The organism is Alkalihalobacterium sp. APHAB7 (assembly GCF_048323755.1).
In the GTDB taxonomy this organism is placed as follows: domain Bacteria; phylum Bacillota; class Bacilli; order Bacillales; family Bacillaceae_F; genus Alkalihalobacterium.
Window position 1 is genome coordinate 1 of record NZ_JBLWFS010000018.1, and the last position, 25,058, is coordinate 25,058.

Here is a 25,058-nt window from a genome sequence, read left to right on the forward strand (position 1 = left end):
AGCTTAAACAGGATATTGACAAATATATCCGCCATTATAACCATACTAGATATCAATGGAACCTAAAAAAGATGACTCCTGTGCAATACAGAAATCACCTTTTAAAGGTGGCCTAAGCCTTTTTTAAAAATGTCCTTTACAAAGGGTACCTTTTATTCAAGGAATCATCTTTTTTATTGAAACACTTACCAGTCGCCGTTCATGTAGAGCATTAAACCCTTTACATTAATTGATACGGTCCATCTGGGCGTTCTAACACATATTGCTCCTGAGCTTTATTTAACATTTCACTCCAAGTACTAAAATGAGTGGTTTGAGCGATAAATTGATCCCATTCTTCCTTATTGCTATTAATAATATTTTGTATATCCACTGTATCGAAATATCCATTTCTTAAGAACTGTTGCCATGAATAATACGAAGTGTATCGTGCCATAAATTGTTCATTAAATAAGAGATGGTAAGGTGCAATTGTTGTCGAGTACTGTTCAACAAACATTTTTTGTAAACTAGAAATTACCGATTTTATCATACCTAACATCCCCTTTTATTCATACTAATCTGATCTGATTTATTCTAACAAAAACATAGCGATCTTTTTTTACTAAGCTGATTTCGTAAACTTTGTTGCTTTTGGGCCGTTTTTTGAAAATAAAATAGCCTTTTCAAGACAAATTCATTTGTCTGAACGGCTATTTTATTTTCAAAAGCTTCACGCATAGCGTGAAGAGCCAAGCATTCGCTTGGCTTACGGTCCAAAAGCACGGAGCAACAATCTTTGTGAAAAGAGCCATTTACTAAAATGACTGTCACTGTGAAGTTTAATTACTTACTTATATATTATTCAAACAATTCCTACCTGTCAACTCGTATTTATAATTTTCTCAGTGTTTTATGTCTGTTTTTTTCTTTTCTTCACATTATTTTCTATTGTTTTAAAAAAACTAAGGTGTATATAATTAAATTTGTCCTACTTTTTTTAAGAAAGTGAGAATTATAATCAAATGTACTACTTTATCCATGAAATGTTTGCGAATGCTGCTATTTTATCGTCATTTATTTTCTTTGCGGGATATTTAAATAGAGATGTTGCCTTATCGGTCCATTCATCACTTCGCACGAGATTTGCAATAGGGCTATATTGTAGTTTTTTAGGAATTATTTTGATGCAATACAGCATTCAAATCTCAGAAGCTGTCATCGACTTACGTTATTTTTCAATTATGCTTGCAGCTTATCTAGCCGGCTTAATACCAGCTATAATAGTTGCTGCTATTATTGGGTTTGCACGAATATGGTTTTGGGGTTTAAATTTAGGTGGATTAATTGCGTTTAGCACTACCCTCATTGTAGGAGTAGGGTGTGGAGTAATCGGTCATTTCATAGCCAAACAATATCGTAAAAAATGGTTATATATGATTACCTATTCAACACTGGTAGGAGTGGCAACACTGTACCTCTTAGTAAGAGATATAGTCATCATAATACAATTTAGTGTGATCTTTCTTTTGACTGGTATTTTTCTTATGTATTGTTTACGTTATGTTAGAGAAGCAAATGAAAATTATCGTTCCATCAAACAGAATTCCTATGAAGATGCGCTGACAGGGTTAACCAATGTACGCGGTTTCAATAAAGCTATTCAAGAGTTAGTTGATGTGACTCGAATCAACGAAGAAAAGCAGCTTTCCTTCCTATTAATTGATATTGACCATTTTAAGAAGATAAACGATACATATGGTCATCTTAATGGAGACTTCGTTTTAAAGAAATTAGGGCAGTTGCTACAGTCAGAATCTCGTTCGTCAGATATCGTATCAAGAAATGGTGGCGAGGAATTCTCGATTTTACTTCCCAATTGTGATAAAGAAGATGCTGTTCAAATTGCCAAAAGGATCCGGAAATCGGTAGAGGCGGCTTTGTTTCATATAAACGGTGCACAACTTAATGTTACTATTTCACTTGGGGTTTCGAACTTCACTAGTCCAAGCATGACACCTGAACAACTCGTTCAAGAGGCAGATGAATGCCTTTACTTTGCTAAACGCGATCTGGTCGAAATCAAATTGCAGTGCGAAAAGACGGGAAGTTTACCACTGAAAAATAAAAAGTTACAAAGCTTCAAGGTGCGTATTGATCACGCCTGATTATCCAAATCAGGCTTTTTAATTTGTATTATATTCATTCTGCAGTCAACTATAGTTTTTTATAAAGTGAATTAATGGTATAATTTTATAGATATTGTTTTTTGGAGGGTTTTATTTAATGATTACAGTACAAAATGTAGGTTTACGTTACGGAGATAGAAAACTGTTTGAAGAAGTAAATATTAAATTTACACCAGGTAACTGTTACGGTCTTATCGGCGCGAACGGTGCTGGAAAATCAACGTTTATCAAAATTCTTTCTGGAGAAATTGAACCTCAACAAGGTGAAGTACATATGAATCCAGGCGAGCGTCTTGCAGTTTTAAAACAGAACCACTTCGAATATGAAGAACATGAAGTCCTTAAAGTTGTTATTATGGGCCATGCTCGACTATATGAAGTTATGCAAGAAAAAGATGCGATTTACATGAAAGAAGATTTTAGTGACGAAGATGGAATTAAAGCAGCTGAACTAGAAGGTGAATTCGCCGAAATGAACGGTTGGGAAGCTGAGTCTGAAGCAGCTATTCTTCTAAAAGGTCTTGGTATTGGCGAAGACCTTCATTATAAAAAGATGGCAGATCTTACAGGTGGGGATAAAGTCAAAGTACTCCTTGCACAAACATTATTCGGTAAGCCTGATGTTCTTTTACTTGATGAGCCGACCAACCACTTAGACATTCAAGCGATCCAATGGTTAGAAGAGTTTTTAATTAACTTTGAGAATACCGTTATTGTTGTATCCCATGACCGTCACTTCTTAAATAAAGTGTGTACTCATATTGCCGACTTAGACTTTGGAAAAATTCAAATTTATGTTGGAAACTATGACTTCTGGTATGAGTCTAGCCAGCTAGCGTTAAGAATGGCTCAAGATCAAAATAAGAAAAAAGAAGAAAAGATTAAAGAACTACAAAACTTTATTGCCCGTTTCTCGGCCAATGCATCTAAATCGAAGCAAGCAACTTCTCGTAAGAAATCATTAGAGAAAATTTCATTAGATGACATTAAACCATCATCTCGTCGCTACCCGTATGTACACTTTACTCCTGAACGCGAAATCGGAAATGACTTATTACGTGTAGAAGGTCTTTCTAAAACAATCGATGGAGTAAAAGTGTTGGATAACGTTAGCTTTACGATGAGCAAAGATGACAAGATTGCTTTAGTCGGTGCAAATGAACTTGCAAAATCGACTTTATTTAAAATCTTAATGGGTGAAATGGAAGCAGATAGCGGAACGTATAAATGGGGCTTAACCACTTCTCAAGCTTACTTCCCTAAAGACAACTCGAAGTATTTTGAAGGCTGTGACCTTAACCTTGTCGATTGGTTACGTCAATTTTCACCGAACGACCAAACTGAGAGCTTCTTAAGAGGCTTCCTTGGTCGAATGCTGTTCTCAGGTGAAGAAGTTATGAAAAAAGCGAGTGTTTTATCTGGAGGCGAAAAAGTACGTTGTATGCTTTCAAAAATGATGTTAAGTGGTGCTAACGTTCTCCTATTAGATGAGCCAACGAACCACTTGGACTTAGAATCAATTACAGCTGTAAACAACGGACTCATCAACTATAAAGGTTCAATGATCTTCACTTCACATGACCATCAGTTTATTCAAACGATTGCTAACCGCATTATCGATATTACACCAGAAGGTACAATTGTTGATAAGCTTATGACATATGATGAGTACTTAGAAGTAGCAAATGCTAGTGCTTAACCACGCAAACACCGCTCAAGTCATTTGAGCGGTGTTATTTTTGTATTTGTTATTGTAAATTTTAAGGGTTGCACCAATTACAGCGAGCCGGGTCCGCGTACTCCTTGCCACTTGGAAACAGAATTTCTTCTTCATGTGTACAGTTTTTACATTTATACAAATGAGACCGAACGGCTTCGGTAGGATTACCGCAATACGCACATTCTAATCCTTTTTTGTATTCAATGACCTCATACCCAGGCGTTGTACAAACTGGGCAAAACGACTGTAGTTTTTTGACGAGATCTAACGTGGCTAATTCAATATTTTTCATTCGGGTCGGATTAAACATCGCTCGCATATCGGTTTGAATAAAAACAGACTTTCGTGAGCTGGTTAGCAACCGGGAAACGGCACGTTTAAGATGGTCAGCCTCTATAATCCCTTTTTCCATCTCTTTTCGATTTGTCGTATCCTCAGTAGCTTTAACAATCACTCCGTGGTCGGGAAACCCTTGAGCTAGAGCAAATTCATATGCATCTTCGTAACTTTCAACTATTTTTCCAGCGTAATTTGTGTTGCCATTTGCTGTTAATCCTGTAACCTCAAGGTCTCGATCCTTATCAACAAACAAGATGAGCTCGCGATTAAAAGGCATAAACGGAATGATCGGGTGTGAACCAAATGACCCCTCACTTGCCAACCCTATATTTAGTCCACTTTGGAGCATCGCTGTTTCTACCTTTTTTTGAGCAGCTTCAAGCTGGTCTCCCGCTCTCTCCACGTCATTTGAAAACGTACCAAAAACATCCGTATCCAACTGTTCAGGAACTGCTACTTCAATGCCTAACTCTTGTTTTAAGATAGGTGCAATCACCTGTTCTTTTTTATGCATGGTCGCAAGTATCGCTTTTTGATTTAAGTATATATTCTTGTTTTTTTTCATCTAAACGTCATCTGCACTTTCTTCCAGAATGATAAAACCCATCCTACTACCTTAGCTTGAGGATCGCTTGTTCTTTCATTTTAGCTTCTATCATTATATCTACATCATACCCATCTAAAACCGACATGAAATAATTCATATCTTCCTCGTGGATAAAATCGTGATGTGCCGTATCAGTCTTGCACGTTTTTCCTGAGCTTATATGCATTTTCGGTTTACCTATTCCGTCCCACGTTTTCACTACTGTTGAAATAACCTCATGGATATTAGTATCCACAGGATTACAGAAGTGGTGATGGATATCAAAGCATACCGGTACTCCCGTTTCTTTGTGAATGTCCAATACGTCATTAACGTTATACACCTTATCATCATTTTCGAGGCGAAGTTTCTCCTTTATGTTAGGACTTAATCGATTATAGACGCTAATAAACCTTTGTTTACTTTCTTCTTTATTTCCATAAGCACCGCCCGTATGAATAATGATATCTGTCCCCTTCACCAAATCCATTAATTTGGCATGATACACTAGGTCTTTTAATGCATTACTTACTACATTTTCATTTGGTGAATTGATGACCGTATATTGACCCGGATGTATACTAAGCCGCATGTGATGTGTTTGTTTGATTTCAACGATTTGATCCGTGAGATGAAGGACGTCTTTATCTTCCCACCAATTCCAATCAAGAATATCATGACTACCAAACGGTATAATATCGCTACTCAAGCGAAAAAAAAGAATATCATGTTCTGCATTCCAGTGAACCATTTTCAGAACTTCTTTCAAATTGAGTAAAGCAAGTTCCTTAATTTTTGCCATACCTTCTTTTTCAACGGTAGCTAAACGACATGTCCTCATCTTTGATTTCAAGCTAATATTTTGACACGCATAACCTAGTCGCAATTCTTCTCATCCTTTTCATCAGTCTTTCAAACCTCGATACTTTGCAGTTGTTAACTCTTTAATATAATCTTCTAGCTCTGGCATATTTACATCTTTCGCATGCTCTATCGCTAACTCAATGTCATACGGAACTCGTACAAATTGAATTGAAAAACTACCTATTTGTTTTGACTGATACTGACCTTCTAAAACTGCATACGAAGCTTGTGTAATTTCTAACGGGTTTCCGACGCTCCCACAATTGAATAACGTTTTCCCTTGAAAGTTTTGCACATAAGCATTGTGTACATCCCCGTATCCGACAACATCGGGCTCTTTTTCACCCTCAATGTTTTCCGTGTATTGAGAATTTTGGAACATCGTTAGTCTTTTCTCAATTAGATCCCACGGTTGTATTCTTTCATGAACACTTCTAGGTGAAGCGTGAAATAAACGAATTAACCTCCCGCTCATATAAAAGTCAAAAGAGAAAGGAAGTTGTTCTAAAAAAGCGACTTGATCGTCACGTAGTTGTGCTTGGTGCCAGCGAAGTGTTTCAAACTTTGGTTCTTTCGTAATGATATCATCCCAATTCCCCATAATCGTCAGCTCACAATTCGCTTTAACTTTATCAATGACTAAACTCGAATGCGGACCTTTACCAACAAGGTCTCCAAGACAAATAATATGAGATATTTGACGACTTTCAATGTCGGCTAATACAGCATCTAAAGCTGGTGTATTGCCATGAATATCTGATATAACTGCGATTCTTTCCATTGTATCCCCTCTCTCTTTCTTTTAATTATGGACCGATAAGCTGTTGTAATTCATCGTTTACATATTGGATCGGAATAGCTAACCCGACTGAATTTTTATCATCAAGTAATCGCGGGATCGTTCGGGCATAGACAACGCCAATGACCTTTCCTTCTTCATTGATAACAGGACTTCCGCTATTACCGCTATATATCGGTGCGGAAATTTTTAACACATGTAAACGATCCTCATTTTCAACGATTTCACCGTCAGTTACAATTTGTGAATGCATCAATGGATTACCAATGACATAAATTGCATCTCCAATGGATCCACTGTTTTCATCTAAAGTAAGATGCGGAACATCCCTAGCAGGAACAGATACAAAAGCGAGATCTAATTCTTCATTGGATTCAATCACCGTTCCTTCGTACAAATCGCCATTTGGAAAACTAACGACAAGTTGTCCTTTTCCATCCACTACGTGATGATTCGTTATGATCATTCCTTCTGATGATATGGCAAAGCCCGTTCCCCTTGAATTGTTACCTTGAATGGTGACAACGGCTTCTTTATATATTTGAATATCTTCTTGTTTGGATAGTTCGTTAGACGTTCTTAAGAACTGCAGAGCGTTCAAATTAAACATGTTTAACCATACACCCAGCACATTTAGGACGAGTAAGAAAGAAACACCGATCGCAACCGATTTTATAATGAATGCTTTACGCTTTTTTTGCTTTTCAACTCGTTCAAGATCTTCTTCCTCTTCTTCAATAAAAAAGTCTTCTAGTGACGGTTCCTCGTACTGATGCTCTTCTATATTTTCATTTTCTTTATCGTTCATACGCTCCTCCACCCTCTTATAAATACTATTCTAATCATATCATTTTTATTTAGAAAACACGATTTACCACTACTCTCGACGCAAATAGAAGTAGCATAACTAAAATCGCTTTTCCTGAACTTCTAGACAATAAAAAAAGACAGGAATTCATCCTGTCTCTTGATCAATGTTGTAAAGTTACTCATTAACTACTATAGCAAGTTTAGTGAGGTCTATTATATTTTTACTTTTTCACCAGTTGTCCTCTAGTGACACCAAGCTGGTTCGTTGCACGTAATTCACGCCAAACACTGCTTCCTGAGCGCTTTCCATCTAGTGCTTCACGATATAAAGATAGAACTTCTTTTACCTTGTCTCCAGTCTCCTCAAGAAACTCGACACGATAATGTGCTATACCTAATTGTAAGAATTGCGGTAAATATTCTGCTCCAGATTGTTCAATGGCATTGTAGACTGTATTTCTACATCCAATATCAACCCGAACTGGGTGCGAAAAGCCAACACGGTCTTGTAAGGAGATACGATGTTCCTCACAAGGACGACCACAGTTTGTAAAATCTGTTCCTTCACTTAAAAATGTACAATACACACAGTGTTCTGTATGAAACATTGGTAAGTGCTGATGAATAACAAGCTCCATTTGATCGGTTGGTGCCACTTCAAGCATATCGACCATTTGCTGAACATTTAAATCGTAAGAAGGCGTCACACGTTCTAGCCCACGACTTAAGAATAATTCAGCAGCCTTATGATTGGCGATATTAAGTGAGAAATCACCAAACAATGGTAAATCTAAATTTTGAGAAGTATAATATTGCACGGCACCTAAGCTACGAACAAGAATAGCATCTGGTTTGGCCTTTAAAATTCCATTTAAAATACCATTTTCTCCAGGCATATGAATACGAGGTGTTGCTAACGCGATTGGTTTATTATATTTTCTTGCTACTTCAACTGCAGCCGGATAATCTGTCGTAAACTCAAAATCAGCGTAAACGAAATGGACATCCGTCTGACAAGCTGCTTCCACTTGTTCCATCGAACGGCAAAGAGCAATCAACTCACTACTCGACACTTTTTGGTCGCGTTCTTTTTTCGCAGAGACCACTGTTGACTCTTCGGTTACTTTGTATTGGCGTGGTTTTTCTCGAAGTTCAAGTAGTTGCTCAGCTGCGACACGACGCATGCGATTAAGCTCTTTTACCGGAACAATTAAGTCCCCTTCTAATTGAAGTTCTAGATGTGTTAATTCAAAAACCGTCCCGCCTAAACGACCCCATTGTTCCACTAAATATTCTTTCGTTAGTGGTCTTTTCATCGCCTTTTCTAGTTCCATTTCAGAATGAACAACGACAGAATTTCCGTTAACTACATCAGTCCATTTTGCGACAAGAGGTTTTCCTTCTGCACCGCTTGTTCCAATTCGAACTGGAAATAATTTAAACGTAATTTCACCTTCAAATGTTTTACGTAAGCGATTTTCAAGCTCTTGGTCACTCGTTTTCCAAATTTTATCGCCAACTTTAACTTTTGTTAAATTCACATCATGACGTCCTGGAACAATTTCAATTAAACCAGATGGAATTTCACCCGGCACTTTTTCTCCACGTTTTCGAAGGTCATAGACACGTCCGCCTTCTTCTTTTTCTTCCGGTCGACCTGCATCAAATACAATTCCATCGCCGCGCTTTAACGGAGCTTCAATGTCACAGAGCACCGCATCCTTTAACACTTTTTTAACCGTACCTAAATAAACACCCCGTTTTTTCGGGAACGTTCCATCAAGAAGTTTTTTATGATTTGTTCCACCTAGGAATCCGTGTGTAAACCCACGACTAAAACTCTGTTCTAGTTCACGAATATCTTCTACTGACGGGCGGTAATCTGACCCTGCCATATATTCATCAATGGCTTTACGGTATTTACTAACAACGTTAGCAACATACTCAGGAGACTTTAAACGTCCTTCAATTTTAAAAGAAGAAACTCCAGCCTCGATTAGCTCTGGTACGAGATCAATGGCAGCAAGATCTTTCGGAGATAGAACGTAAGCGATATTGCCCATTTCTTTTCTTTCCCCATCAACCATTAGATCATATGGTAAACGACAGGCTTGAGCACATTCGCCGCGGTTGGCTGAACGACCTCCCCACATTTCTGAAGTTAAACATTGTCCAGAATACGAAACACAAAGCGCACCGTGAACAAAAACTTCTAGTGGTGTTTCGGTCTTATTGGAAATCGATTTAATCTGTTTTAGATTATTTTCACGTCCCAGTACGACCACTTCAATGTCATAAGGCGCTAAAAACTCAACAGCCTCTGCAGAAGTTACAGTCATTTGAGTAGAGCCATGGATCGGAAAGTCAGGTGACATTTCTCGGATCATATGCATAAGACCCATATCTTGGACAATTAATGCATCAACACCTGCTTCGATACAGGCGGTAACTAGTTGTTTTGCATCATTTAACTCGTTTTCAAACACTAAAATGTTAAAAGTTACATAACCGCGTACATTATATTTGTGTAAGTACGCCATAATATGAGGGAGTTCTTCCATTTGGAAATTATCCGCTCGAACTCTGGCGTTATATTTCCCAATACCAAAAAAAACAGCATCTGCTCCGTTGGCAACAGCTGCACGTAAACAATCCCAATTTCCGACAGGTGCTAATAATTCAACGCTTTTTTTTAAAAAAGGATTCAAGAGTGAATCATCCTTTCGTTTTTAAGACAAATTTTATTTAAAAAACTTTTAACCATAAGTGAGGCAAAGTTACATGCTTTTCATTAACTTTATATCTCTAGAATATTTAAACTTCATAAAGATTGTAAACAAGCCTTTTCTATTTTAAACGATAATCTGCATCTCTGTAAGCTTTTTTATTTATCTAACAATTTCGACATGTAATATTCGTCCACATTGGTTTCGATTTGCGGTTCCACCTTTTGCTAAGATATGTCCAATCAGACTTCCGTTATTTTCTGCTACTAGTATGGTCGAATTTTCTTACTTTAAAAACATTTCAATCATTTTTTCGATATGCTCTTTTGACGTATTTCTTTCGTCCGGTTCTAATAATAAAAAATCTGTTTCTTCTTCTATTTTTTTCAAAAGGGTCCCGTATCTAACTGCATCATTAAGCGCTATCGTCCGTATCATCAGCTCCTCCTCACTTATAGTTATTTCATTGACATTTGTACATACTAACGGTATTGAAAAAGATTTAAGGAGTGGTTATCATTTTTAAACATTTAAACCCCATCCTCATAAAAATGGCTATGACAATCATTGTACTCGTCCTTGTCATGTCCGTCGCCTATAACTACCCGCTTTGGACCCCGATTGGAATTGGGATATTGGTTGCAGCGGTTAGTTATTCTGTTGGTGATTTGTATATCTTAAAGATCTCAAACAACGTGATCGCTTCCTTGGCAGATCTCTTTATAGCCACTTGGTTAATTTGGATCATTGGACCTCTCTTCCAAGGCTTAGGAATTCCATTTTTCGTTGCTTTTATATCCGCCCTGCTCATTACAGGTGGAGAATGGTTTTTTCATAAGTACATGGTTAATTACAGAAAAAATATCCACCACAACCCTAAATATCCAAATTAATGTTAAGAACACACAACAGTGCACTATATTAGGCATGGAGAACCCTTCTCCATGCCTGTTCTTTACTTCTTTTTCATGCACAGACTACCCTGTTTACTATTTTTTCAAGTATCTACTCTAGTAAATTTTTTTATAAAATAGAAGTATAAATTACTAGATTTGCTCATAGTCTAGAACAAACCATTTTAGGAGGTAGTCAAATGATTACAAAATGGAAAGGTCTAGATCTTCAAGAAAAGAGTCTAGTTATTGGAATGTCTCTATCTGTAGCCTTTTTTCTGTTAATGAGCGCAGTTAAGTATATGTAACCTCTCTTACATAAAAGAGCACTATCTTCCCATGACGAAAGACACCTTTAACACAATAAAGCATTAAAGGTGCCTGGCACCATATTTTTAAATTTGGTTGAAAAATTGTTGAATGTACCGATAGCTTTGTCCGAGATCGCCTAGTGAGCCTTGTTTCGAACAGAGAATATCAATTGCACTTTTAACTGGGTCTATTTTAAACACTGTAATTATCATTAGATAAGGTGTACCTTTTTTCTTTTCTACGATAATTTCACCACGCTCCAAATCGACTTTCTTTATGTCCCAATCGGAAAACTTTTGATTGATCGTTGTTGTAACATGTTCGATCATTGCTCGCTGATTTTTACTGAAATATCGTGTTTTTAATTCCGGAACTTTAGGTTGTTCACTCGTTTCTTCTGAACTTCTCCAGATCCCAGTTATCGTTCTCATTAAGCTCATGTATTGAGTCCCTCCTCTAGGTGCCACTATTGTTCCATTATTGCTACTTTCATAAGCTTTTATAGCATATCATTTTTTTTCTCACGTTTCACCTGTCGTCCCATTTACTTTTTTAAAATAAAACCTTACAAGTTCAGGTAAATAATCGTCTACACTTCTAAAGGTAAAGCCTAACTGTTCTGCCTTTTTAGAGCATAGCGAGTACGAGTCAGGTAAAGCATATGGTGACATCGTTTGCTCATTCTTCTTATCGGTATAAATTGCCTTGTTACCGCCAATGTCTTCTATTTGTTTCATAAGGTCTCTAAATGATAGATCATCCGGTGCAGAACCGTTAATCGGACCTTCAAACGAACTGAGCCCTAATTCAAACAAAAAGTTAGCAGCTTCATCAGAAGTGATGAAATCCAGGATGTTATCAAGGTTGGGAATATGAAGGGGTTCTCCTTTAACTACTTTTTCAACATGAAACTTTAAGCGTTCCGTATAATCATCTTTTCCAACAACAATTGGCAACCTGACAGCAACGACAGGAAAGCTTGCTTTTTGAAAATAAACAGCTTCAGCCACACGTTTCGCTTCCTGATAACCAAAAATACCTTTGTATTCTCGTCTTCCTTTCAGCTCAAAAGTGGAATACGTATACGGATCAAAATCACCCTCAATTTTATTGACACCAAAATCATATACCGCCCCACTCGATGTAAAAACTAGTTTAGAAATCTTGCCATTTAAAATATCGCAAATATCTAATGCCTCTTGTGGAGAATAACAACTTTGATCATAGACGATATCAAATGATCGAGTAGATAGAGCCTCCTCTAATGTATTTTTATCTTCACGATCAACGATTAAACGTTCCACACGGTCACCAAAGTCATCACTCGCCTGTCCCCTCGTTGCAATCGTTACAGCTACTCCTTCTTTTAATAAGCGTTCAACTACCTTTTTTCCAAAAAACATCGTTCCACCCAGTACTAGTGCTGTTTTCATACTTTGCCTTCCTTTCAGTTAGATTTGTCTGTTCTTATGTAAAATGACAAACAGATTGCTAAATTTTCGTTCACCCGAAAAGCTAGAAATATGATATCTTAAAAATAACTAGATTTAAAAAGAAAGGGTGCATGGTTGTGATTAAAATCGTAACAACTCGATTAGCTGCTGATACAGACTTAGATGTAATAAGAATTATTTATAACCAGGGAATTGAAGATCGAAATGCTACTTTAGAAACAGAAACAAAAGACCATGCATATATGCAAGAATGGTTTGCTAACCATCAAGGACGATATGGCGTCATTGTCGCAGAGATTGAGGGAATGATTGCCGGGTGGGCTTCTCTTAATCAATATTCCCCTCGCGCTGCTTATGATGGAGTGGCTAGTTTATCCATATACATTCATAGAGATTTTCGTGGAAAAGGCGTTGGCAACCATCTCTTGCAAGCGATCGAACAACTCGCGGTAGAAAATGATTTTTATAAAATTGTTCTTTTTACATTTCCTCAGAATGAGATGGCACAATCTCTTTACCGGAAAAATGGCTATCGTGAAGTAGGTATCTTTCATAACCAGGGCAAATTGGACGGAACATTCATTGATATTATGGCAATGGAAAAATGCTTTGTTTAATAAAGTAAAACGGCACTCTAGGAAGGTGCCGTTTTTTATAATTCTACATTCAACATCACTGAATTATCTTTTGTTGTAACCAATCAACTGTCGGAATATCAGCTGGCGCCCAGTTTAATTGGTGAAGGCATTCTATAGGCACCCATCTTAACTCAGCGTGTTCCATTGGTTTAGGCGTACCCTCAATAATCTTTGCTAAGTAAGTGTGTAAATGAACGATCACGGAGTCGGTTTGATGATGTGTATCCGTAATCTTTTCTACTACTTCAATCTGACAACCCAGTTCTTCATCAATTTCTCGAATTAACGCTTCTTCCATGTTCTCGCCCTTTTCTATTTTCCCGCCTGGAAACTCCCAATGATTGGGCATCGACATCGTCTCAGATCGTAATGCACAAAGAATTTGTTTGTTTTCATTCACCATAACGGCTCCTACTACTTCAATCGTTTTCAATTGGATCACTCACTTTTAGCTATTCGTTCTAGTGTGACGTAGTCTGTCTTCCCACTACCCAAAAGAGGAATTTCTTCAACTTGCTTTACTTCAGCTGGAATTAATAGGGCTGAATGTTTATGAGCTTTTACATATCGCTTTAGTTCACGCATATTAAATTCTTCTTTATTCGTAAACAATACGATCTTTTCACCCTTACGTTTATCTGGAATACTGACAGCAGCAAACCCGATGTCATCAAAACATTGGGCAACGATTTCTTCAACGAGATTTAATGAAACCATTTCACCACCGATTTTTGCAAAACGTTTTAATCGTGATTTGATCGTAATGTAGCCGTAATCATCGATTTCAACGACATCTCCCGTATCATACCAATCATTAAGTGGAATAAACCCTTTACCGTGGATTAAATATCCTTTCATTAAGTTCGGTCCTTTGATTAACAAGCTCCCACCTTTTTCGATCCCTTCAACCTTTTGAAGTTTATATTGAACGCCAGGGATCATTTTTCCTACCGACTGTTCTTTTGCGTGCATTGGCGTATTTACTGCTAACAGAGGTGCAGCTTCTGTTGCACCATACCCTTCTAATATCCGAATTCCAAATTTTTGTTGAAACAGCTCTTTAATTTCTTCTTTAACACTTTCCGCACCTGCGATGACATAACGAACAGTATGAAAATCAAATGGATGACCGTTTTTACCATATCCATTTAAAAACGTTGGTGTACTTAAAATAATCGTAATGTCCTCATTATAAAGAAGTTCTGGAATAACCTTATATTGAATCGGCGATGGATGTATGACAACAGGAATACCTGATAATAGCGGTAAAAATGTTCCAATTGATAATCCAAAACTATGAAACATCGGTAACGGGTTTAACATTCGATCGCCGGTATGTAAATCGATAACGGATAACGCTTGGTGTATGTTTGCATAAATATTATCGTGGGTTAAAATAACACCTTTTGGCTTGTTCTCACTACCAGAAGTAAATAATATAACCTCATTTTTAGCATGAACAGATCGCTGTGAACTTGCGTGATTTTTTAAGCCGACAATTTTATCTTTTGAATTCAAGCTTTCTTTTACATCTTCAAGATAAATGATCGACAGGCCATTGGCTTTAAATACGTCAATTACCTCATTCAATTCTGCTTTTTCAATAAAAACTTTCGATGTTAAGATCGTTTTTACACTTGCTGTCTCACAACAATCAATCAACGTGGAGTGCCCCATCGTAAAGTTTAATACCGCTGGTGTAATACCGATTTTAAATAAAGAGAACAAACATACCGCTTGTCCGATGGAGGAAGGCAAGAAAACCCCGACTCTTTCTTCATCTAATATTGTTTCCAGTTTGGAACTTAATACTTGAACTCCTAGCAAAAACTTTTTGTAGGTTAGTGCATTCGTAGGGTCCTTAATCATAATTTTGTTTTGATCGTGAACTTTTGATGCTTCAAGAAGTTCATTAAATAAATTAACATTATACTTATACATTGATTTTGCATATAGTTCGGTCATCTTTTGATAAATGATAGATGTTGCCAGCTGCTTTTCATTGACACCAGGCTTCTTCTCAATATTAATTTGGAACGGTTCTCCAATATGTATCGAGGCATCTTTTTCTGAAAATGGATTGAGCGACGTAAAATTAATTAGTGCGTTCTTTGTGTCATTCGTTTGAATGATAACCGGATAAATTGTCGCTTCTGTGCGATTGGCGATAAATGCAATTTCTTCATAAATCTTCATGAGATTACCCGTTCGCGAAATCCGGATCTCTGGAAATACAAGTACAGGCTCTTCTGACTCTATAATTGAGATCGCCTTTTTTAACACATCAGGCGTTACCTCTTCAAAGTATGTAACTTTTCGTCCGACCAAGTTCTTTTCATTCAGTTCATATTCTTCTTTATTAAAAATGAAAAAATGTACGTGTAACGGTAGTTCCCGATGCAAATAAACTACGTCGTTTTTTGATACATGGTTTGACATGTATATGACTCGATTTGTTTTCGGTTTCTCTATCTTTTTCTCTGTTTTCTTTTTAAATAATCCAAACAATGGAAATCCTCCAGTCTTGTCCAACCTTATGTTATTTTTTAGTTATATCCATTATAGTATTTTACAGGTAAATTGAAAAATGTCACACTGTTAAAACAATTACAAAGTAAAAAAATGGTACCTGGCACCTTTAGTTCACTAAAGGTGCCAGGTACCACTACTGCGTTAAAGCATCAAAGCATCGTGACTTACATAATGGCTAAAACCATTTTACTCTACATGAACGCATTATTATTTTGCTGGTTGATATATAGGAAAAGTGAAAAATACGTTTTAAGTTCTTTGATCGACAAGTAATCATAGTCTTCAAACGAAAAGTAACTAAAGAAAGCCTCTACCGCTTCTTCTTCCGCGCTAATCAAAATAGCTTCTTGTCCGATATAACTACGAATTTGTTCAAATAACTGGCCGTAACCGTAAAGTTTAAACACATCACCGATTTGCTCTTTTTCCATCCTTTATCCCTCCACTACTAGTATGGTATGAAGGTCAACCGAATAAACGTGTCACAAAATCTTACAATCAAGTAGTCTTAAAACTTTATTTTTGAGTAAAATTAAATGATCATAGTTTTATCAAGGGGTTTTTTTATGAGTAAATTTGTTTCAGCACACGAAAAAAAAACTTTCTTATTATGGTTTCTTGAAAACCATCGACTAAAGAAAGCGGATGCCAGGCGATTGTTAGAAGTTTTATTAAAAAACTTTCATATATTAGATCATGTTCATTTCACAGACGAGTTAAAAAGCCATCGAAGAACCGTTGTCATTTCTAGCATGAATTCAGATGAAATAGGATTTAAATATTATCAATCAGGTCGAGTATATGAAGAAGTTGCTGTTGCCTATAACGACATCACTACCCATCCAACGGAACCCGTTTATCTTTTACTACATTTTTACGGTAAATTAAACAATCAACGGTACTTACAACTGATCGAGAACAAATCGATTGATAATATTAGACGTTATGAGCACTATGAAAAAGTTGCCAAAGAAGCAGAACAAGTGATTGAGCAATCTCTAAACCAAAATAAGAAAGAGATATTACTACGCCAAATTGATAAAGCTTTAGATGAGAAAAATGAAAAACTCTTTCAACACCTCGTTAAGCAATTACAAACCTATGAATAGTTGTTCTAGTTCTTTCTAGTCATCATATGATGAAATATAATTCGTGGATTAAGGAGTAGCCTTTACTTTTCTCATTAGATATTCTTGTGAGACAGCTAAGAATATGAGGGGGTTAAAAGAATGTGACCTGGTATGAAATGTTCCTTTTCCTAAAATTGGTTTTAGCAGTTTATTTTATTCTTTTTATTCATAAGTGGGGACATTACTGCTTTGCCCGTTTCACTGGTTTAAAAGTGACTAACTTCCTTGTGGGACGTGGACCTACCATTTATCATACCGTTACAAACGATTGCCGATGGTCTTTTCAGTTGTTCCCCATTAGTGGAAAAGTAACCGTTCATTCCTTACAATTCCAACGATCTCACTTAGGGATCAAAATGGGATTTTTTCTGTCGGGATCACTTACCAATCTTTTGTTTTATTTGCTTTGCTATGGTTACTTCAGCTTTCAGCAGACAGGTGCTTTTTGGGGAGGCATCGTTCAAGCATTAAAAGGAATTTATCATCTTTTATTACTTATACCAACTATAAAAATTTCAACGATCTACTCTCCAGAGCGAGACTTAATCGGTCAGCTTGAATTATACACTTCTTTAGCGCAACTAATGGACAGTGCTGTACTCGGCTTAGCACTTCTAAGTTTACTATATGCGATGATTAACCTGCTCCCCATCCCTGGCCTTGACGGTGGACGGTTGGTTTTACTTTTCCTCGAAGAGATCGGAACTCAGCTCGGTATAAAAGAAAGTTATTTACAAAAAAGTATGAAGGCTTGTCTTATAATAGGAACCTTTTTTCTTTTTTCACCGTTTATTATTAATAATATCTGGTCGATAAGTTTAGAGCTTGGACTAACATTTTTAGAGATTATCCTATGGATCACGCTACTTATTAGCATCTTTATGAATATCCATATCTTTTTAGAAAAACAAGAAGTTTTAAAAAAACGATAAAAGAATTGCAAAACAAGGAGAGCGATTTTCACTATCGCTCTCCTTGTTTATGACTTGGTCCATCACACTTAAAACATTCAATCCTATTTCTTTTTAATGTATTAGAACCGCATTATTATTTTACTCCGACTTTTTCTAGTCTTCCTCATTTTTTAAAGGCTCGACATGCCAATAATAAATTTTTGGAAAATAAATGTATGTTAAATAATCTTGTACTAATGAAATCCCAAGAAACGATACCATTTGCAGGTCAATCCCTTTCATCATCCTGATCCCCCCTCTTCATAAGTTTATGGGATTGACAGCCAGCTAGTGTATAATAAAACGAAAATCAACTTTGAATGAATAAGGAGTTACAAATGAAACAAACGGAAATTTACATCCTTTCGGGATTTTTAGGCAGTGGAAAGACCACTTTATTGAGAAAGTTATTACAACATGAAAAAGAAACCGGTAGAGATGTCGGTGTCGTAATGAATGAGATTGGAAAGGTTTCGATTGATAGTACTGCTGTATCTGAGGATTTACCATTAAGAGAATTACTTGATGGATGTGTTTGCTGTACAATTATTGACCAATTTGAAGATCAGTTAGCCAAATTACTTGAGGAACATGAACTCGATGCGATCTATATCGAAACGACAGGAGCTGCTCATCCATTAGAAGTGTTCGATGCATGTATGGCCCCATCGATCGCCGCCAGAATTCAAATGAAAGGGATCATCACGGTCATTGACCTCTCACTTTGGATGCAACGACATACGCTTGACCCCGCTGTCGAAGAATTAATAATAGAACAAGTAAAACATGCAGATTTGTTACTTTTGAATAAAAGTGATCTTCTGCAAGAGAGCGATCAAGCGTCCGCTCTTTATTCAATTCAGGGTTTAAACTCTAAAGCACTAGCGATACTCACATCTAATGCCGACATTAACCCGATGGTTGTTACTGGTATTTCTTTAAACGAAAAAGACGAGAAATCATCGGTCACCATCGATAAATTAGCGTTACAAACTTATGTCCATACGTTCAACCACCCTGTTCACCACGAGGGATTTGAACAATTTATCTCAAGATTACCGGCATCTATCTATCGGGTGAAAGGCTTTATTCGCTTTATTGAGTCTAACTTACTATATTCGTTTCAATATACAAATGGACAACCTATTTTATTGCCTGATCTATCTGACCACCCAACAACGATTGTGTTTATCGGTTCACACTTAAACAAAGCAGATTTGAAGGAAGCATTAAATTTACTGTAAAAAAGACTGACTCCCTTGACCTCAAACCTCTTTTTAGCGTTAGATCACAAAATACGCCTGAAAAGGAGAGAGACGGAGTCAGTCTTTTACATTGATTCGTATATCCTTCATATCGATGAAGTTCTACTAGTTAACTTCTACTTCTTGAAAGTAATCTTTGTAGTAACCTCCAACTTTCCCTGTGTTGTCGACAACAAAATAAAACTCTTCTGTTTCATTTTTTACATCGTACACTTTATCAGCAGTTAATGCACGGTCGACCATATATTTTTTTGCATTTGTATGTACGCATTTTACTTTTTTGATCGTTTGACTCTCACTCCACTTTTGATGGATCATGACTTTTACCTCCTTTTAGTACGTATATCCCTTATCATATCAAAAAAAGGCAAAAGATAGAATAACCGCTAATCATGTCAAAACAATTATCTCGTAAATTCACGGTTTAAATCAATCGCCATTCCACTCCAAACATAACATTCTGGTCCTTCTTCGGATATAATGAAGTTGCCGTTTCGCGTAAGAGTCATTACACATCCATATTCGTCTTCAACAGATTTTGCGACATTACCATTCTTAATCGCATATGCCCCTTCAATTTCACCTACATGTGTATAGGCTACATGAATATCAAAGTAAAAGCCATCATCTGTTTCGTCATAAATATGTAAGTATCCACCTACATCTGGATGATCATTAATATTCCACTGTCCTTCCCAAGCCAACTATTTTTTTTGAATACCAGTGTGTGGTTCATTGTCTTCTATTGCCTCTGTTTTTGTCTCTTCCTCCATCATTTGTTCCCGCAACTCATTTTCAAGCTCTTCTTTTAACTCTTTACGCAATTCTTCTTTTAACTAAACCCTCTTAATTACGTAAAAAAAGGTTGGGTTTACTTAAAAATTATCCCAACCTTTCTAAATTGAATGGTTATTGCGCTTACTCAACTAATACACGCGTGCGTTCGTTATTCATATGAAGGCCATTTCCGTTACATTCCTTCCTTAGTTTGTCTTTCATGTGGCTTTATGAAGGACACTTCCCTTACAGCTCTACCTTGTTTTGTCCCTCATCAGCTTCATGAAGGACACTTCCCTTACAGCTCTACCTTGTTTTGTCCCTCACCAGCTTCATGAATGACACTTCCCTTACAGCTCTACCTTGATTTGTCCCTCATCAGCATTATGAAGGACACTTCCCTTACAGCTCTACCTTGATTTGTCCCTCATCAGCTTCATGAAGGACATTTTATCTGTCCACCTTGCATAGAACTTTATAACTAAAACCTAATTCCCGCTTTGATCATCAAACATATCATTTAGTCGTTCATATGTTGCTGGATATTGATTTTCATACCGCAAGAAGGTTGGAATGGGGTAACGAACACCACCTCGGTGGGTGCCCTCTAACCCTTCCATAAAAGACGATACACCAGAATACGGAAAAGAAAAGGCCATTTCATGGTCATGGGTTTGACCAAACACTCGGTCACCATAGCACGGTAAAATCACTTGCGGCTTGTCGGATTGCATCGTGCGAATGATAATATCTGCACAATCGGCACGGGCTGAAAAATGTGAAGTGATCTCCCCACCTGTTGTATATAACGATGCTGCTACCATTCGCATAACTTGAGCAGAATTTCCATAAGTAACAACAATTTGCGGTTCAAACGTCGCCCGATTTAATGGTGCAATTACAATGGTACCGGCTTCAGCTTTTGCAAACTTCGGTACTGCTTTTTCAGTTTCAACTCCTATTTCACAGGTCTTGGCATACATTCCGTGTGCTAAATTCCCATCAGAGTAAAAATCTACTTCATCTTCATATGCAAAAGCAACTTTTGCGATGGGACAGGACTGATCCTCACTTCCCATAGCCAATGCCCATCCGTACCTTCTTGACATCGTAATCGCTTGACAAATACTAAACCTCGACCCTAAATCCCTCAAAGGACGTCTTACTTTCTCGGGTAACTCTTCCCCTTCCTTCATAACTCGAATTCCTAAAGGAAATGTATCAGGTCGTACAAATTTTTCAATCGCATTGCCTAATAAGCCTACTTTTTCGATTTGATTTACCGCATTTTCCATGTAGTTCTCCCCCTAACTTATAATAATTAGACTATTCTGTAAGTTAGAGTGAAAACCCTTTCTTTTAGCGAATATCCTTCATATCAACACTTGGATTTTTCTTTACGCCTGTATGCTCAATCGTTAAATTAATACTTATATCATGTAAAGAAGTTTCTGTGAGTATTGGATCACCATTCTTCTTTAGACGTTGCCAGGTAGGAAAGTTTTTACGAAACAACTCATGCTCTAAGTTATAAAAGTCAACCCCCTCTTCCACCCCTAATAAATATAGTTTCATTATTTCATCCGTAATAGTTTCCTTCGTTTTTTTCTCAATTTCTTGTAGCTTTATCGTCTCATTGACGTTACGATTAACGAAATACCCTGTTACATCAAGTTCGATGTTGAATTTAGGGGTGTTTTGAATAAATACAAGATCGACATTGGCAGACGGGTATTCAAATACAACATGGTATTCGATATCTTCATTATCCCCTTGGACTGCTACGTCTGCTCGAACTGTTTCAGGTGTTAACCACCTGAGGCCATTTAGTTTTTCTGTTTCATAGAACCCTTTAAATTCATCATTTTTAATAAAAAAGGCCCCATTAAGTGCAATCTTCGGATCTGTTACTTGATCTTTTTCCCACGTAGTATTATCTATTGCAACTGAAGCAACGTAGGTCGTTTCCGCTGGTTCGAATATTTCTCTCGCCAACCTTTGTAATTTAATCGGACGAATAACAGAGCTTTGCTCATATATTCTTTTCGGTGCATGTAATATTGTATCTAAAGTCGTTTGTCCAAAAAAACCTGGTGTTGACAAAACTTTTTCAACCGACTCGTTCGTACCAAAAACCCATGGGGTTAAACGAAATTCATAATATCTCGTTAAAGAATCAAATATGTTATCAAACCCTTTTTCAATAGCTGTCTCACTCAATAAAATTGTTGTGACATGAGCCCATATAATTCGTTCTTGTGCGGTTTTGTATACTACAAAGAATGAATCTTCAAATGTATCAGCTACTGCTTCTGAGACCCACACACTTCCTTCTGATGTTTGCCCTTCAGTCCTCGCAATGCCCTCAAAAGAAACTAATTGGATATAACTATGGTATTTTCCATCCTTGTAATCTACGCCAATAGCTGTTGCATAGCTCAAATGCTGAATTTCTTTTACATCTGTACAACCACAAATGTACACGACACACAAACAAATAATGACGAGAATTTTGTAATTTTTCTTCATTCCGACTTTCTCCACTTCCGTAACATTGGTGCTGTCCATTTACTTCTTTTAAAGGGATTCATGACTAAAGCAGAAAGGAATTCTTTAAAATCTAAAGAACTAATTGGCTCAAGATAAGCCACCTTAAATGACTCAAGTCGGCACAGGTAGATAAGAATGCTAAACATCGTTACAAAAAAACCGTACACCCCTAATAGTGCAGAAAAAAGCAATGAATATATTCTTAAAACCGTCACTGTACCAGTTAATGATTGATTGACTAGCGTATAAGTCGCTACAGCTGTAAGGGCGATGATCACAATAAGTGCCGGTGAGGCTAATCCTGCACGAATTGCAGCATCTCCAATAATCAGCCCCCCAACTATCGATATGGTTTGTCCTAGTGCTCTAGGCATTCGAACCCCCGCTTCTCTAAGTAATTCGAACAACCCTAGAATAAAGAATGCCTCTACTGCTGCTGGAAATGGTAAGCCATCTCTTGCAACAACAACAGTAGCTAATAACGGGAACGGAAGTTGATCAAGGTTCACAGAAGAGATTGCAATCCAAAATCCTGGTAGAAAAATAGCAATATTTACTCCAATAATTCTTAAAAGCCTTTGAAAAATGACATAAAAATATGGATAATGTACGTCCTCTGGTGATTTAATTAGTTCAAAGAAATTAATGGGTCCGATTAGTACTACGGGAGAACCGTCAACTACAATGATAAATCGTCCGCGAAGTAAACATTCGATTACAAAATCAGGTCTTAAAATATGGTCAAATAATGGAAATAAAGAAAAAGTACGATCAGATAGCCATTGTTCTAATTGGCCACTACTGACAACAGACTCTACTTCAAATGTTTCTAACCTTTTTCTGACAGACTTTACTAAAGCTTTATTTGCCTTGTTTTCCAAATAAAGCAAAGCTACTTTTGTTTGCGATAGTGAACCTATTGTAAAGATTTCATTATATAAATACTTTGTCTTCATACGTTTTCGAAGTAGTGAAATGTTAACAAACAGTTCTTCAGTGAAAGCATCTTTCGGTCCTTTTATCGAAACTTCTGTAGACGACTCGGCAGGAACCCTTTGAGGAATTTTTGATATATCGACACTATAAAAGAAATGATCATTGACTTTATAAAATATTAGAAATCCCGAAAAGACTTTCTCAAACATTTTGGAAAATATTTCAATACGTTCCATTGGTGGCAATTCAACAGTGTTTTGTTGTTCGTCAGTTCGTGTATTTGTATGTTTTATTTGATTTACTACTACCTGGTAGTAATCATTAAGTTGAGTTGTATCAACCATTCCCTCACAATAAAAAGCTGTAATTCCCGAGTCTTGTTCATCAGGTATAAATTGTATTTCTCCATAACTACTAAGCACTTTCTTCAATATTTGTTGATTGAGCATTCCTTTTTGAAGTTCATCTTCAGCTTTGTATTTTCGAGAAACACGGCTCCAATTTAACTTCATACGCTCTCACCCACGTTTTTCTTTTGTGGCAAATAACTAACCACAACAAGGATTAATGTTAGAGTAACTCCAAATGTAAGTGCAACTGGATAAAAGTAGTTTCTAAGTACTGTTGTCATCCAAATATCACTTGTAGGATAAATAGAAAACACAGCAAGTAAAATACTATACAAAATGAGAGTAGTTCTTTTTTTGAAAATCGATAAATTGTCAAATATGTCATTAATTAAGAATAAAAATAATGCAACTCTTAACGTTGCTCCACTAAGTAATTGAAAGATAGCTAAAAAATCTAAATGGGAGAAATATTCCCCAAGCATTACAAGTCTCCATTGCTCAAAAGCAGGGAAACGTATTAAAGCTGCTACATTCGGGCCAAAGGCTGAAATGGACCCAAATGCTGGCCCCATAACTAATCCCATTAGTATAGTAATTAGTATAAAAATAGATAGAAAATTAAATGATTTTTTTACATGTTGTTGCAAGAGAAGAAGAATTAGTATATCAACACTACCTCCTAAAACAATCATTATCCCTTCTAAAATTGGTCCTATTCCGTGCGTAAATAATGGAAAAAGGTATGAATAGTCTTTTTCCGGCAATGTAGCAATCGCAACAAAATGTCCTAGTAACCAAACAAACGGTAAAAGAACTGTTGACATATAGACGATCGTCTTAAGGTTATAGAATGCCGCTCCAATACATAATAAGAGAAAAGAGAAGACTACTATCCAAATAGGTGTAAGCGGGAGGAAATAAATATGTATCTTTCTTATAAAATCGTCAAAAGTAATAATCCCTGACAATGCTATGTAAATAAATAGCATTGCAATTGTGATACTTGAAAAAAAACTATTTGTACGTACTTTCAGCCAAGTAGATAGTTTTTCCTGACCATTTTTTTTTATGATTAGGTGCAGCAACCAACCCCAAAAAATTAATATCAAATAAGCGATAAGAACAGAAACCCAAGCATCACGTTTTGCAGTTTTTAATAAATGCGGGAGTAATAGAACATGATTAGATATTCCAAGAGTTAAAATAAGTACAAACAATAATTGCAGACGAGAAAATTTCATATTTTGTCCACCCAA

Annotated in this window: 27 protein-coding genes; 8 read left to right on the forward strand and 19 right to left on the reverse strand. The window is 36.7% G+C overall.

Annotation, left to right across the window (positions count from 1 at the left end):
* On the forward strand, positions 1-116 hold a 116-nt coding region (locus ACNSTQ_RS15885; RefSeq protein WP_418200878.1), incomplete at its 5' end, for an IS3 family transposase.
* 104 nt (positions 117-220) lie between these two features.
* Here ACNSTQ_RS15885 and ACNSTQ_RS15890 read toward each other — a convergent pair.
* Positions 221-532 carry a hypothetical protein gene (locus ACNSTQ_RS15890; protein ID WP_418200800.1) on the reverse strand — a complete coding sequence of 104 codons (312 nt, stop codon included), beginning with the start codon at positions 530-532 and terminating at the stop codon, positions 221-223.
* A 472-nt stretch (positions 533-1,004) separates the two neighbouring features.
* Here ACNSTQ_RS15890 and ACNSTQ_RS15895 point away from each other — a divergent pair, with 472 nt between their 5' ends.
* Both ACNSTQ_RS15895 and ACNSTQ_RS15900 read left to right on the forward strand, forming a co-directional pair.
* Positions 1,005-2,147: a GGDEF domain-containing protein gene (locus ACNSTQ_RS15895; protein WP_418200801.1), complete on the forward strand. Its 1,143-nt coding sequence runs from the start codon at positions 1,005-1,007 to the stop codon at positions 2,145-2,147.
* A 118-nt stretch (positions 2,148-2,265) separates the two neighbouring features.
* On the forward strand, positions 2,266-3,867 hold the full coding sequence (locus tag ACNSTQ_RS15900; RefSeq protein WP_418200802.1) for an ABC-F family ATP-binding cassette domain-containing protein: 1,602 nt from the start codon (positions 2,266-2,268) through the stop codon (positions 3,865-3,867).
* A 61-nt stretch (positions 3,868-3,928) separates the two neighbouring features.
* Here ACNSTQ_RS15900 and ACNSTQ_RS15905 read toward each other — a convergent pair whose 3' ends face one another.
* The 6 genes from ACNSTQ_RS15905 to ACNSTQ_RS15930 form a co-directional block, all read right to left on the reverse strand.
* Positions 3,929-4,792 (reverse strand): DUF6671 family protein, encoded by an 864-nt coding sequence (locus ACNSTQ_RS15905; protein ID WP_418200803.1) that lies wholly within the window; start codon positions 4,790-4,792, stop codon positions 3,929-3,931.
* Between the two features lie 46 nt (positions 4,793-4,838).
* Positions 4,839-5,699, reverse strand: coding sequence for a UV DNA damage repair endonuclease UvsE (gene uvsE, locus ACNSTQ_RS15910; protein WP_418200804.1), 861 nt, complete (start codon positions 5,697-5,699; stop codon positions 4,839-4,841).
* Positions 5,700-5,717: 18 nt separating this feature from the next.
* Entirely contained in the window at positions 5,718-6,458 is a 741-nt protein-coding gene (locus tag ACNSTQ_RS15915; RefSeq protein WP_418200805.1) for a metallophosphoesterase family protein, read from the reverse strand.
* Positions 6,459-6,483: 25 nt separating this feature from the next.
* Positions 6,484-7,284 carry a S1C family serine protease gene (locus ACNSTQ_RS15920; RefSeq protein ID WP_418200806.1) on the reverse strand — a complete coding sequence of 267 codons (801 nt, stop codon included), beginning with the start codon at positions 7,282-7,284 and terminating at the stop codon, positions 6,484-6,486.
* A 223-nt stretch (positions 7,285-7,507) separates the two neighbouring features.
* A complete protein-coding gene (locus tag ACNSTQ_RS15925) occupies positions 7,508-9,994 on the reverse strand; it encodes a DUF3656 domain-containing U32 family peptidase (RefSeq protein ID WP_418200807.1) in 2,487 nt (828 codons plus the stop codon).
* A gap of 303 nt (positions 9,995-10,297) precedes the next feature.
* Complete coding sequence (locus tag ACNSTQ_RS15930) at positions 10,298-10,450, reverse strand: hypothetical protein (protein ID WP_418200808.1); 153 nt, start codon at positions 10,448-10,450, stop codon at positions 10,298-10,300.
* Between the two features lie 71 nt (positions 10,451-10,521).
* On the opposite strand from ACNSTQ_RS15930, the gene ACNSTQ_RS15935 reads away from it, so the two are divergent.
* Positions 10,522-10,905, forward strand: coding sequence for a DUF2512 family protein (locus ACNSTQ_RS15935; RefSeq protein ID WP_418200809.1), 384 nt, complete (start codon positions 10,522-10,524; stop codon positions 10,903-10,905).
* A gap of 395 nt (positions 10,906-11,300) precedes the next feature.
* Here the strand turns inward: ACNSTQ_RS15935 and ACNSTQ_RS15940 are convergent, their stop codons facing one another.
* Together ACNSTQ_RS15940 and ACNSTQ_RS15945 are read right to left on the reverse strand one after the other, a co-directional pair.
* The gene (locus ACNSTQ_RS15940) at positions 11,301-11,657 is read right to left on the reverse strand and encodes a hypothetical protein (protein WP_418200810.1); all 357 of its coding nucleotides are present in this window, start codon (positions 11,655-11,657) and stop codon (positions 11,301-11,303) included.
* Between the two features lie 81 nt (positions 11,658-11,738).
* On the reverse strand, positions 11,739-12,650 hold the full coding sequence (locus tag ACNSTQ_RS15945) for an NAD-dependent epimerase/dehydratase family protein (protein ID WP_418200811.1): 912 nt from the start codon (positions 12,648-12,650) through the stop codon (positions 11,739-11,741).
* Positions 12,651-12,790: 140 nt separating this feature from the next.
* Between ACNSTQ_RS15945 and ACNSTQ_RS15950 the strand changes: the two genes are divergently transcribed.
* On the forward strand, positions 12,791-13,288 hold the full coding sequence (locus tag ACNSTQ_RS15950; protein ID WP_418200879.1) for an arsinothricin resistance N-acetyltransferase ArsN1 family A: 498 nt from the start codon (positions 12,791-12,793) through the stop codon (positions 13,286-13,288).
* A 55-nt stretch (positions 13,289-13,343) separates the two neighbouring features.
* On the opposite strand, the gene ACNSTQ_RS15955 is transcribed toward ACNSTQ_RS15950, so the two are convergent.
* From ACNSTQ_RS15955 to ACNSTQ_RS15965, 3 genes are all read right to left on the reverse strand, one after another.
* The gene (locus ACNSTQ_RS15955) at positions 13,344-13,742 is read right to left on the reverse strand and encodes a (deoxy)nucleoside triphosphate pyrophosphohydrolase (protein WP_418200812.1); all 399 of its coding nucleotides are present in this window, start codon (positions 13,740-13,742) and stop codon (positions 13,344-13,346) included.
* Positions 13,743-13,747: 5 nt separating this feature from the next.
* Positions 13,748-15,817: an AMP-binding protein gene (locus ACNSTQ_RS15960; RefSeq protein ID WP_418200813.1), complete on the reverse strand. Its 2,070-nt coding sequence runs from the start codon at positions 15,815-15,817 to the stop codon at positions 13,748-13,750.
* A gap of 215 nt (positions 15,818-16,032) precedes the next feature.
* Complete coding sequence (locus ACNSTQ_RS15965) at positions 16,033-16,272, reverse strand: hypothetical protein (protein WP_418200814.1); 240 nt, start codon at positions 16,270-16,272, stop codon at positions 16,033-16,035.
* A gap of 135 nt (positions 16,273-16,407) precedes the next feature.
* Here ACNSTQ_RS15965 and ACNSTQ_RS15970 point away from each other — a divergent pair, with 135 nt between their 5' ends.
* Positions 16,408-16,950, forward strand: coding sequence for a YpiB family protein (locus ACNSTQ_RS15970; protein ID WP_418200815.1), 543 nt, complete (start codon positions 16,408-16,410; stop codon positions 16,948-16,950).
* 122 nt (positions 16,951-17,072) lie between these two features.
* Positions 17,073-17,903, forward strand: a complete 831-nt coding sequence (locus ACNSTQ_RS15975) for a site-2 protease family protein (protein WP_418200816.1) — start codon at positions 17,073-17,075, stop codon at positions 17,901-17,903.
* 135 nt (positions 17,904-18,038) lie between these two features.
* Here the strand turns inward: ACNSTQ_RS15975 and ACNSTQ_RS15980 are convergent, their stop codons facing one another.
* Positions 18,039-18,170, reverse strand: coding sequence for a hypothetical protein (locus tag ACNSTQ_RS15980; protein WP_418200817.1), 132 nt, complete (start codon positions 18,168-18,170; stop codon positions 18,039-18,041).
* A gap of 92 nt (positions 18,171-18,262) precedes the next feature.
* On the opposite strand from ACNSTQ_RS15980, the gene ACNSTQ_RS15985 reads away from it, so the two are divergent.
* Positions 18,263-19,168, forward strand: coding sequence for a CobW family GTP-binding protein (locus ACNSTQ_RS15985; RefSeq protein ID WP_418200818.1), 906 nt, complete (start codon positions 18,263-18,265; stop codon positions 19,166-19,168).
* A 126-nt stretch (positions 19,169-19,294) separates the two neighbouring features.
* On the opposite strand, the gene ACNSTQ_RS15990 is transcribed toward ACNSTQ_RS15985, so the two are convergent.
* The 6 genes from ACNSTQ_RS15990 to ACNSTQ_RS16015 form a co-directional block, all read right to left on the reverse strand.
* A complete protein-coding gene (locus ACNSTQ_RS15990) occupies positions 19,295-19,507 on the reverse strand; it encodes a DUF6501 family protein (protein WP_418200819.1) in 213 nt (70 codons plus the stop codon).
* 86 nt (positions 19,508-19,593) lie between these two features.
* Entirely contained in the window at positions 19,594-19,893 is a 300-nt protein-coding gene (locus ACNSTQ_RS15995; protein WP_418200820.1) for a hypothetical protein, read from the reverse strand.
* Positions 19,894-20,454: 561 nt separating this feature from the next.
* Entirely contained in the window at positions 20,455-21,261 is an 807-nt protein-coding gene (locus tag ACNSTQ_RS16000; protein ID WP_418200821.1) for a DUF169 domain-containing protein, read from the reverse strand.
* A 64-nt stretch (positions 21,262-21,325) separates the two neighbouring features.
* On the reverse strand, positions 21,326-22,495 hold the full coding sequence (locus ACNSTQ_RS16005; RefSeq protein WP_418200822.1) for a Ger(x)C family spore germination protein: 1,170 nt from the start codon (positions 22,493-22,495) through the stop codon (positions 21,326-21,328).
* The gene (locus tag ACNSTQ_RS16010) at positions 22,492-23,964 is read right to left on the reverse strand and encodes a spore germination protein (protein ID WP_418200823.1); all 1,473 of its coding nucleotides are present in this window, start codon (positions 23,962-23,964) and stop codon (positions 22,492-22,494) included. The genes ACNSTQ_RS16005 and ACNSTQ_RS16010 overlap by 4 nt, the downstream gene beginning before the upstream one ends.
* Positions 23,961-25,043 (reverse strand): endospore germination permease, encoded by a 1,083-nt coding sequence (locus ACNSTQ_RS16015; RefSeq protein ID WP_418200824.1) that lies wholly within the window; start codon positions 25,041-25,043, stop codon positions 23,961-23,963. Before ACNSTQ_RS16015 ends, ACNSTQ_RS16010 begins: the two co-directional genes overlap by 4 nt.
* Positions 25,044-25,058: the final 15 nt, after the last annotated feature.

Excerpts from the sequence above, each read along its gene's own strand:
- ACNSTQ_RS15940 (WP_418200810.1), bottom strand. The coding sequence starts at position 11,657 with ATGAGCTTAATGAGAACGATAACTGGGATCTGGAGAAGTTCAGAAGAA.
- ACNSTQ_RS15895 (WP_418200801.1), top strand. The coding sequence starts at position 1,005 with ATGTACTACTTTATCCATGAAATGTTTGCGAATGCTGCTATTTTATCG.
- ACNSTQ_RS15970 (WP_418200815.1), top strand. The coding sequence starts at position 16,408 with ATGAGTAAATTTGTTTCAGCACACGAAAAAAAAACTTTCTTATTATGG.
- ACNSTQ_RS15900 (WP_418200802.1), top strand. The coding sequence starts at position 2,266 with ATGATTACAGTACAAAATGTAGGTTTACGTTACGGAGATAGAAAACTG.
- ACNSTQ_RS15890 (WP_418200800.1), bottom strand. The coding sequence starts at position 532 with ATGATAAAATCGGTAATTTCTAGTTTACAAAAAATGTTTGTTGAACAG.
- ACNSTQ_RS15905 (WP_418200803.1), bottom strand. The coding sequence starts at position 4,792 with ATGAAAAAAAACAAGAATATATACTTAAATCAAAAAGCGATACTTGCG.
- ACNSTQ_RS16010 (WP_418200823.1), bottom strand. The coding sequence starts at position 23,964 with ATGAAGTTAAATTGGAGCCGTGTTTCTCGAAAATACAAAGCTGAAGAT.
- ACNSTQ_RS16015 (WP_418200824.1), bottom strand. The coding sequence starts at position 25,043 with ATGAAATTTTCTCGTCTGCAATTATTGTTTGTACTTATTTTAACTCTT.
- ACNSTQ_RS15915 (WP_418200805.1), bottom strand. The coding sequence starts at position 6,458 with ATGGAAAGAATCGCAGTTATATCAGATATTCATGGCAATACACCAGCT.
- ACNSTQ_RS15930 (WP_418200808.1), bottom strand. The coding sequence starts at position 10,450 with ATGATACGGACGATAGCGCTTAATGATGCAGTTAGATACGGGACCCTT.
- ACNSTQ_RS15985 (WP_418200818.1), top strand. The coding sequence starts at position 18,263 with ATGAAACAAACGGAAATTTACATCCTTTCGGGATTTTTAGGCAGTGGA.
- ACNSTQ_RS15920 (WP_418200806.1), bottom strand. The coding sequence starts at position 7,284 with ATGAACGATAAAGAAAATGAAAATATAGAAGAGCATCAGTACGAGGAA.
- ACNSTQ_RS15945 (WP_418200811.1), bottom strand. The coding sequence starts at position 12,650 with ATGAAAACAGCACTAGTACTGGGTGGAACGATGTTTTTTGGAAAAAAG.
- ACNSTQ_RS16000 (WP_418200821.1), bottom strand. The coding sequence starts at position 21,261 with ATGGAAAATGCGGTAAATCAAATCGAAAAAGTAGGCTTATTAGGCAAT.
- ACNSTQ_RS15980 (WP_418200817.1), bottom strand. The coding sequence starts at position 18,170 with ATGATGAAAGGGATTGACCTGCAAATGGTATCGTTTCTTGGGATTTCA.
- ACNSTQ_RS15965 (WP_418200814.1), bottom strand. The coding sequence starts at position 16,272 with ATGGAAAAAGAGCAAATCGGTGATGTGTTTAAACTTTACGGTTACGGC.
- ACNSTQ_RS15990 (WP_418200819.1), bottom strand. The coding sequence starts at position 19,507 with ATGATCCATCAAAAGTGGAGTGAGAGTCAAACGATCAAAAAAGTAAAA.
- ACNSTQ_RS16005 (WP_418200822.1), bottom strand. The coding sequence starts at position 22,495 with ATGAAGAAAAATTACAAAATTCTCGTCATTATTTGTTTGTGTGTCGTG.